General features: G+C 55.2%; 7 protein-coding genes. 2 read left to right on the top strand and 5 right to left on the bottom strand.

The window, feature by feature from the left end:
- Positions 1-77: 77 nt before the first annotated feature.
- From ABJK70_RS15065 to ABJK70_RS15045, 5 genes are all read right to left on the bottom strand, one after another.
- Complete coding sequence (locus tag ABJK70_RS15065; protein ID WP_347258367.1) at positions 78-2,753, bottom strand: UPF0182 family protein; 2,676 nt, start codon at positions 2,751-2,753, stop codon at positions 78-80.
- 377 nt (positions 2,754-3,130) lie between these two features.
- Entirely contained in the window at positions 3,131-4,057 is a 927-nt protein-coding gene (locus tag ABJK70_RS15060) for an OmpA family protein (RefSeq protein WP_156879434.1), read from the bottom strand.
- Between the two features lie 425 nt (positions 4,058-4,482).
- Positions 4,483-4,887 (bottom strand): cytochrome c, encoded by a 405-nt coding sequence (locus tag ABJK70_RS15055; RefSeq protein WP_086135071.1) that lies wholly within the window; start codon positions 4,885-4,887, stop codon positions 4,483-4,485.
- Between the two features lie 240 nt (positions 4,888-5,127).
- Complete coding sequence (locus tag ABJK70_RS15050) at positions 5,128-5,388, bottom strand: hypothetical protein (RefSeq protein WP_077732311.1); 261 nt, start codon at positions 5,386-5,388, stop codon at positions 5,128-5,130.
- Between the two features lie 236 nt (positions 5,389-5,624).
- Complete coding sequence (locus ABJK70_RS15045) at positions 5,625-6,071, bottom strand: hypothetical protein (RefSeq protein WP_139841136.1); 447 nt, start codon at positions 6,069-6,071, stop codon at positions 5,625-5,627.
- A 236-nt stretch (positions 6,072-6,307) separates the two neighbouring features.
- Here ABJK70_RS15045 and msrB point away from each other — a divergent pair, with 236 nt between their 5' ends.
- Both msrB and ppk1 read left to right on the top strand, forming a co-directional pair.
- The gene (msrB, locus tag ABJK70_RS15040; RefSeq protein ID WP_276205417.1) at positions 6,308-6,772 is read left to right on the top strand and encodes a peptide-methionine (R)-S-oxide reductase MsrB; all 465 of its coding nucleotides are present in this window, start codon (positions 6,308-6,310) and stop codon (positions 6,770-6,772) included.
- Between the two features lie 208 nt (positions 6,773-6,980).
- Positions 6,981-9,320 (top strand): polyphosphate kinase 1, encoded by a 2,340-nt coding sequence (gene ppk1, locus ABJK70_RS15035; RefSeq protein WP_347258366.1) that lies wholly within the window; start codon positions 6,981-6,983, stop codon positions 9,318-9,320.
- Positions 9,321-9,459 lie beyond the last annotated feature (139 nt).

Raw genomic sequence — 9,459 nt, 5'->3', positions numbered from 1 at the left:
CTAGAGGGTCGATCGCGGCAGTGATTCTTTTCACTGCCGCGATCGTGTTCCGTGGATTTCTCGAAACTCGTCTTGCCTTACATCGGCCTGATTTCAGGCAATTGCGGCGGTGGCGGCTCCACGGGCGCCGTCGGAGGGCTAGGCGGTACTTGGGGCCCTATTTCCCTTAGCCGCTCCTGGAGTCTTTCCATTCCCCTCTCCAAAGACGCATCCATAATGACGACGTTTCCCATCGATAAAATGATCCGTTGCAGTTCCGGGATTCTCGTGGTGCCGGTCGAGACGATGTAAACGGGCTGTACATACAAGACCGATCGACCCACCGGCAGGACGATGATGCGGCCGCGCAATACATGCGAGCCCTTTTGGTCCCAAAGGGCAAACTGTCTCGCGATCTCCGGGTCCTGGTCGATCAGAGCGCTGACTTGAGACGGGCCTTCGACCTGGACCTCGCGGCTGAATCTGTAGAGGACGATCTCCTTGAAAAAGTCGGTACGTCCCCCCCTGGCGGCCGGCGTGCCCGCGACTGCCAGCACGCTGAGGTTGCTCCGTCCTATGGGGGTCATCGGGTTGATCAGAACGAAGTTTTCTGGCTCACGAAGTCCCTCCAACAGGTAAGTTGTGAAGTAAAAGGGCTTCAGGATGGAATCGTTGACCAGAGGAAAATCCCAGGTCTCCGCCTGCTGGAAGAACAAAGCCGGGTCGGTTTGATGATAGCGGGCGTAGATGCTCATCTGAGTGGTGAACATATCCTTGGGATAGCGAAGTTGCTCTCGGAGCATCGGCGGCATGGCGCTCATATCCTTGAAGACACCCGGATAAGCTTTTCTGTAGCCCTGGATGATGGGATCGTTTGGGTTCGCGACGTAGTAGTCGACGTTACCGTCGAAAGCGTCGATGACGATTTTGACCGAGTTGCGGATGTAATTGAATTGCTTATCCTCGCTGTCCCGATTGAAACGGGTGACCGAGGTTTTTGAGACCGGGTACAGGCCGGAAGTCGTGTAGGCGTCTACGATCCAGTAGATACGCTTTGGCGTGACGACGGCGTAGGGGTCGTTGTCCAAGGACAAATAGGGCGTGAGGCTCTTGATCCGATCGATGATGTTGCGCCGGAACAGCGCCCGGCTGTCACCGCGGATGTTGACCGAAAAAAACAGTTTCTCGTCTCTGAAATAAATTGAGAAAAGCAGTCTCCTGAAAAACGAGGAAATCGGCACCCCGCCGCTGCCGGTATAGTTGTAGCTGGATTCCTCGTCGAAGCTGGAAATGCCTACCACGCTGAGCCGATTCGGTACGATCGCGTAGGTTAAGTTCTCTTCGCCGAAATAGATGTCGGGCTTTTCGACCGCGAAGCCGACTCCTGACTGAAGGGTCAAGTCGCGGAGAAACCACTTCATCGGCGTTTCGCCATCCTGAGCGGCGGGCGTAATGACCGCACCGTAGCCATGGGTATAACGGAGGTGGGTGTTTTCCCAATTCTGAGCCTCGGACGGCAGCTTGGTGATGTTGACTTCGCGCGAGGAAAGATTCACCTGCTCGAGCCGGCCGTTGATTACATAGCGTGCAATGTCCACGCCTGGAAAGCGATAGTAGGGCCGAATACCCTGCATCTGCTGATACACGTCGTCAAGGTATTCGGGATCCCAGACCGGAATGTTGTACAGGTGTTCGCGGAAGGCCTGATCGAGAATATCTCGGTTAGGGAGACCCGGCATGACATCGATGATCTTGATGTCGTTCAGCTCATAAGCGGCAAGGGTCGCATTGATATTGTTCCGCATGAACTCTTGCTCGACCTTGACGGGATTCGGTTTTACCACAAACCGATCGATCAAGCCGGGGATGAAGTCGATCTTACGGGCACCCAAAGCGACTGAGAAAATGAGGACCAAACTGACCAGTGCAGTCAATCCGTTGCCTCGGTGTACATAGATCAAACTGGCGGCCACCGCCCCAAGCAGGGTCAAAATAGCGAGCCAAATCAAAGGCAAGTGATAGCGAAGTTCGATGAACCCCGGACCGAAGAATTGGGGCTCGTGGACGTCCGTATATAGCAGTCCGAAGCGGTAGAGAATGAAACCCCATGCCACGATCAGCGCAGTGATGATGACCAGGCCGCTGAGGTGAATTCTCGCGCCGATAGGCCACTCCCTTTTTTCGCCCGGAAGTAACCGATGCTCCAGCCAATAAAGGAGTGCGATCGCCAGCGTCGCGATGATCGATGCGATGAGCAATTCCCTTTGAATCAGCGTGAAGATCGGGTAGGAGAACATGTAAAAGCTGACATCGTTCCCGAATACCGGATCGGTGACTCCGGCGCTGGGAGCAAACAAGAACAGCAATGCGGCATTCCATTGTTTGTAGAACGGAATCGCGATGAGAATGGCCAAAATTAAGGACAATGGCGTGTAAACCCGCAAAGAGCCGGTTTGAAAGAGTTTCAACAATCGCCGGTAGCGGGTTCCTTCGGTATGGCCCAATCTGGCAAAGGCGGTTTCGTCTATGCCGAGATAACGGGACGCAGCCCAGAAATTCAGGAAGAAGATGAAGAAGAAAAACAGAGTGACGCTACCCGACAAAATGTAGCGATAAAGAAGTTTAAGCCAAAAATATCCGCCATAGTCGAGCTCGTCGTGCCACCAATAATCCACTATGAAATTCGTCAAAGCGATGCCGGATGCCAAAAGCACGACAGCCAAGCCAATGATGGCGGCGGCAATCAACATCAGCAGTCGTTTCCAATTTTGCATAGGGTCCTCTCGAGTAATTCTGATTCTTGCTGTCGGACTGGTTGGGATAGCGGGGCGGAGCCGCAGTTTCAAAAAGCGGCATCGGGAAGCCGGACTAGAGTTGCATTTGTAGCGGCCAGACTACGCCGTAAGATAATACCTAGACTCTAGTGAGACAAGTAGATGCTTAATTAGTGACAAGGCCGTTCGAAAGGGGCGGGAATCTCGGTCCGCCCCGGAACGAATGGTGCCGAAAAAAGCGACGTTCGCCACTTTTCAACAGGTAATAAGCCGTTGAGTAATCTGGAAAACGAGAAATATTCCCTGTCCGTGTCGCAAAAGCTTCATAGACAGGCTTCTACGGCTTCCTCAAAAGAAAAAAGACCGAATCCGATGAATCAATACGGATAAGTGCGAGTCGGATAGGTCTGCTGCGGATCGCTGTTAGGATATTGCGGATAATTGCCTTGCTGAGGGTATCCTGTCGGCTGTTGGGGGTAAGTTCCCGGTTGAGGGTAGCCGCCCGGTTGTTGGGGATAAGGGTAAGTGCTCGGTTGAGGATAGCTGCCGGGCTGCTGCGGATAAGCGTTCGGCTGAGGATAGCCGTTTTGCGGATAAGCTCCGGTTGGTGCGGGGTAGTAACCTGGGTTCTGCGGCGCCACGGGTTGCTGTGCGGCAGCTTGATTGGGGCGAATCAACAGCTCCACCCGACGGTTGCGTGCTTTACCTTCTTCCGTGCTATTGCTGGCGATAGGCTGACTTTCGCCCATTCCGACCGTGTGCAGGCGACCGCCGGCAACGGCCTGTGCCATCAAGAACTCGGAGACGGCGCCGGCTCTCCGGCGAGACAGGTCCATATTGTACGCGTCGTTGCCGTCCGAATCGGTATGTCCGACCACGGTGAGCAATGTTTCCGGAAATTGATTCAAAGTCGACGCGACTTGGGTCAACGCACTTGCCGCTTGCGGTGAGATTTGGTCGGAGTTGTAGGCAAAAGTGACATTGTTCGGCATGTTCAGAACCAGATCATTGCCGCTCCGCTGCACTTCGATGCCGGTACCTGCCAACTGATCGCGCAGTTGCGTCTCCTGGCGATCCATGTAAGCACCCACTCCGGCGCCCAGCAATCCGCCTACGCCGGCGCCAATGAGCGCGCCTTTCCCCTTGTCCTTGGCGATGATTGCGCCTAGCCCTGCGCCGCTGGCCGCCCCTATCAATGCCCCCGTGCCGGTCTTGCCGAATTGCGGTGAACCCCCGTAAGGACCACTCGCGCAGCCCGTCAATAACATGGCGACTACGCTGGCGGTAATAGTGTTCTTAAACATTATTGTCTCCTCGAATGGACGTGCTTGCTTTGTAACGAGTGAGCGGCGTGTTCGCCGTATCACCCAAACGGATACAGTGTAACGTAGGTTTTGTTTGATGCGGGTTTCTTCAGTTGCCGGAGAGGCGGAGGAGTTTAAACCTAGAAACGGCACTCGGACGCGTCCAACTGCCGTTTCTAGGTTAGAGATCTGAATTCATCTCGACTGAATCGTACCGAGGTAAGAGCGTGTGAAGGGGAAGGTTCGGAACCGGCCGATCGAAGAGAGACAAGGTGTTCCGGGACTGACAGCGTTCGTTGGAAACACCGCCATCCCGGCCCATTCGACGGGGCTGCGGAGATGCCTCCCCCGGTCAGGGGGAGGAATTCACCGTCGCGACATCGACTGGAATGGCGCTCCCGTCAAACGGTGCTTTCTAAGACAAGTCACTGCATTTCGACCAGCTCGCCAGCCGGGATGGCACCATCCGAGCGGCCTTTTAGATAGGCGTAAAGGCCGTCCATGTTATCGACGACCGCCTTATTGCCTTTGTAGGCAGGCATATTCTTCCGGCCTTCCAAAACGACTTGCTGGAATTGTTCCTTCGAGAGATTCTTCATGCTGTTGAGCAGATTGGGAAAAGCGGGGCCGCCCTCGCCGGTGGGGCCATGGCAGGTTTCGCAGCGTTGCCGTTTGTAGATTTTCCAGCCTTCGAAGGTCGCTTTATCGACCTTGTTGCCTTCGACTTTGTATGGTCCCTCGGCGCGTGCCGTATGCGCGCCAGCGATAAGCAGACAACAGGCGATAATGCCCCATGCCGATTTAACGGCTGTTGCGGAACAAGATCTCATAATCAAACTCCTCCTAAGTTCGTGTTTGAATAGCCGGGCACTCGACAAGGCACCGTCCGTGCCTGGCTGGAAGACGAGAACCGAAGGCGCAATGGCATCGCGGCCGTCTTGGTTCACAAACCGGATAATTGCACACAATAGGCGACGAATAAAACGGGCTGAGAGATCGCGGCGAGCTATTTATATGAGGGAGCTTTTGGCTGGAGTCGTTGAGCCCCGCTCGACGCGGACCACGCCGACTTAGGCATCTTCTCGGAGGCGGCGCATCAGCCATCCGCGAAAAAGCGCCGAGTCCGTCATGGTGGGCAGGCCCCTTGCCTCGAGGAATTGCTCTAACTCGGCAGCGGAGGCGGGTTCTCGTTCGTGTTCGTACCAAAAAAGATCCAGGAGAAACTCCCGCCCGAATCTTTCCTGAAGGCGTGATTTGTCTTTCCTCCGTTCCGCGAGTCGCTTCGTTCGGAGTGCTTGAAGATCGATTAGATTGGAAGTCTCGTCGGCCATGGCCGAATCCCCCCGGTTGGACTGGGTTTGAATTAATCTTGCCTTGGAATTTCAAAGACCGCGGCAAATGAGCGCGTTTCACGAATGACGAACCCTTGCAGGACCGCGGCGCGCTTGAAAATGGGAATTATCGCAAACTGCGGACTCGAAAACTCGGCCCGTCATGTGAAATCAAGGGCGATGACGAGAAACGCAGTGAATATCGAAAGGAACTTATAAGCTTGCCACATCTCGTTTCACGGATCGTATTCCACGTGGATATGATGTTTTTCGCCGATCACTTGAAACCCGTCGCCCAGACTCCTCCGCAATTCGCGAGTGACCTTCTTGCGGGTAGAGGGAACGAAATATCTGGAACGGAGATCGACAGCCAAGCCCGCATAATGCAGGCTCCCCTTTTTGTGCCGGCCGTCCAAGCCCGACGTAACGACCAGGGTTTTTCCGTGCCGCGTCCAAACCCGGCGGGCTTTATGAATGGCCGAATACATTCTGGCGTCCAGCCCGTGCAGGATCGCGCCTTTCTTGACGGCTATCATGGCTGGAGGTCTCAATAAAGAATGAGAGCCTACGACCATGGCGAGCTCGTCGCCCGTCGCCAAAATCGATCTGGAGAATAAGACGGCCATCAGCATCAATAGCGCATCGGCCGTTCTTGCTGGGATTTTCCTTGACTCCGGTCGCATCTTGCCCTCCCGGAAATTCCATTCGGTTGGCGAGATAAAGTTAGACGGATCGGATGCCTCGGTGTTTTACGTCAAAGGATTTTTCGACCGATTTTGTTTGTCATAGAGGTCGAAATCGGCTGACACATAAGAAAAACCAGAAAGAGAAGCGCGCCGGTATTTTTGAAAGCGGACGCAGGAACATCATGAAAGCCTTGTTATTATTGCTTACCTTGTTGTCTTATGGAGGCCTGGCCATGTCGTGGGATTCGTCACAGTTCAAAAACGAGAGCAAGGAGGAACTCCGCAAGAAGCTGACGAGCGAACAGTTCAAAGTGACTCAGGAAGATGGCACCGAGAGAGCGTTCAAGAACGAGTATTGGGACAATCACCGAGAAGGCATCTATGTCGATGTCGTGTCGGGCGAACCCCTCTTCAGTTCTCTCGACAAGTTCGATTCCGGCACCGGGTGGCCGAGCTTCACCAAGCCGTTGGAGCCGAGCAACATCGCTTACCGGCAGGACCGATCCTGGTTCATGGTTCGCAACGAAGTGCGCAGCAAGCACGCCGATTCGCACCTCGGTCATGTGTTCGATGACGGTCCGCCGCCCACCGGAAAGCGCTTCTGCATGAATTCGGCGGCTTTGCGGTTCATCCCCAAGGAAGATTTGGAAAAAGAAGGCTACGGGGAGTACCGGGCTCTTTTCGAAAAGACGAAGTGACCAAACAAAAAAAGCTGACGGGTCTGGCTTGTCGAGACCGATTTAGCCGCTAAATCGCCGCGTATTTTCGTTCTCGTTCCAAGAACCGGTCGTAACGGCAGTCGACCGGTACATGCCATATGTGTTTTCAATTCGCCGCGTTTTCCCAACTTTGAGCGGACCGCGGTGCGCTATGATTGCCGAATCAGAACAATTAGGGGATACACGTTTGATCATCAACCAAGTAAAAGGCATTACTAAGTCCACTCGAACCATCTTGGCCGAGCACGGAATATTTTCGGTCGAAGAATTGGCGAACGCCGATGCCGAGCAATTGGTCAAAATGGCGGGATTCAATAAAGCCAAGGCCATGCGCATGATTCGGGCGGCCAAGTATCTGGTGGGCGACATGGAAAAGGCGAGCGGCGCCCGAAGACTGCTGGACAAACGCACGGAAGGTTCGGCCGAGGCCGGGAGCGAGGGCGAGAGCGCTGTCGGTTCCATCGATTTATCCGATGGCCAGCTTTATATCAATCGTGAGCTGAGCTTTTTGGAGTTCAACCGGCGTGTGCTCGAACAAGCCAAGGTCGAACACACGCCGCTTTTGGAGCGCCTGAATTTTCTTTCCATTTCCTGCTCGAATCTGGATGAATTCTTCGAGGTGCGCACCGCCGGTTTGATTCAGCTCGCCGATTTGGGGGCGACCCAAACCGAGCCCGATAGTCTCGCGCCCCAGGAAACATTGGCCGCGATCAGCGCGCGCGCCCACGAGCTGGTGGCCGAGCAGTATCGGGTATTGAATCAGGTGATGTTGCCTTTGTTGGCGGAACAGGGCATCCGATTCGTCCGCAGGAGCGAATGGAATCCCTCCCAGCACGCTTGGCTCAAGAAGTATTTCGAGGAGGAACTGCTTCCGATCCTGAGTCCTATCGGCCTGGACCCGGCGCATCCGTTTCCGCGCATCCTGAACAAGAGCCTGAACTTCATCGTGCCGTTATCCGGCAAGGACGCTTTCGGGCGCGATATCACGCTCGCCATAGTGCAAGCGCCGAGAGCCTTGCCTCGTATCATTCAGCTGCCGCAAGGCGAAACCGAGAGCGGCCCGTACGATTTCGTGTTTCTTTCGTCCATCATTCATGCCTTCGTCGACGATCTGTTCTACGGCATGAAGGTGCGCGGCTGCTATCAGTTTCGGGTGACGCGCAACAGCGAAATGTACCTGGACGAGGAAGAAGTCGACGATTTGCTCCGCGCCTTGGAAGGCGAACTGAGCACCCGCAATTACGGAGACGAAGTGCGGTTGGAAGTGGCCGACAATTGTCCGGATGAGATCGTCGAGTTTTTGCTGAGCCAGTTCGGACTCACCGAGGATCGGCTTTACCGGGTGGACGGCCCGGTCAACCTCAGTCGCACCCGTGAAGTCTACGATTTGATCGATCGGCCTGATCTCAAATATCCCCTGTTCACGGCCGGATTCCCGGGCCAGCTCGCCGGAGGACGGGATATCTTCGAGGCGATCAAGAAACAGGACATCCTGCTGCATCATCCTTACGAATCTTTCACGCCCGTCATCGAACTGATCCGGCAGGCCGCCGACGATCCGCATGTGGTCGCCATCAAGCAGACCTTGTACCGTACCGGTCCGAATTCGCCGATTGTGGACGTTCTTCTCAAAGCCGCCCGCGCCGGCAAGGAAGTCACCGTAGTGGTGGAACTTAGGGCGCGTTTCGACGAGAAGGCCAATATTTCGCTGGCAACGCGCTTGCAGGAGGCGGGCGTGCAGGTGGTCTACGGCATCGTCGGATACAAGACGCACGCGAAGATGTTGCTCATCCTCAGGCGTGAGGGGCGGCACCTGCGCTATTACACCCATCTCTCTACGGGCAATTATCACCCGCGCACGACCCGGCTCTATACCGACTACGGGCTATTGACCGCCGACCAGGAGCTTGGGGAGGACATCCGCCGGGTGTTCGTCCAGCTCACCAGTCTGGGCAAAGTCGGGAGGCTCAACAAGCTGTTGCAATCGCCGTTCACTTTGCATCAGACCCTGCTCAAGAAAATCGACCGCGAAATCGAGCATGCGTTGGCCGGCCGTCCCGCTCGCATCATCATCAAGGTGAATTCGGTGGCGGAGCCGCAGTTGATCCAGGCGCTTTACCGCGCTTCCATGGCCGGGGTGGAGATCAAGTTGATCGTCCGCGGAATCTGCTGTCTTCGCCCTGGAATTCCGGGCGTCTCGGAAAACATCGAAGTCCGCTCGATTATCGGGCGATTTCTGGAGCACAGCCGGGTCTACTGGTTCGAGAACGGCGGGCATCCGGAAGTGTATCTCACGAGCGCCGATTTTCTGCCTCGCAACATGTTCCGTCGCGTCGAGATCTGTTTTCCCATCGAGAACAAAAAACTGGCCGACCGCATTCGGGCCGATTTAGACCTTTATCTCCGGGACGACAGCCAAGCTTGGTTGCTGGCTTCCGACGGAAGCTATCAGCGCCCGCAGCCCGATAATCCGCGCGGTATTCAAGCGCAGTCCGTTTTGCTGGAGCAATTGAAGAAAGTGAGTTGAAAGAGGACTGATTCCAAATCGCTTTCAATATTAAATTTTGTAGGGTGGGTTAGGCGCGCATTACACGGAACCGGCAAAGTTCCTTCGGCGTTTCCGCGCGCCGTAACCCACCGGGCAAGGCCGCGGAACCGGTGGGTTA

The sequence above is a fragment of the Methylocaldum sp. genome, from assembly GCF_039794385.1.
Classification (GTDB): Bacteria; Pseudomonadota; Gammaproteobacteria; order Methylococcales; family Methylococcaceae; genus Methylocaldum.
This window is presented reverse-complemented; position numbering and strand designations above follow the sequence as displayed.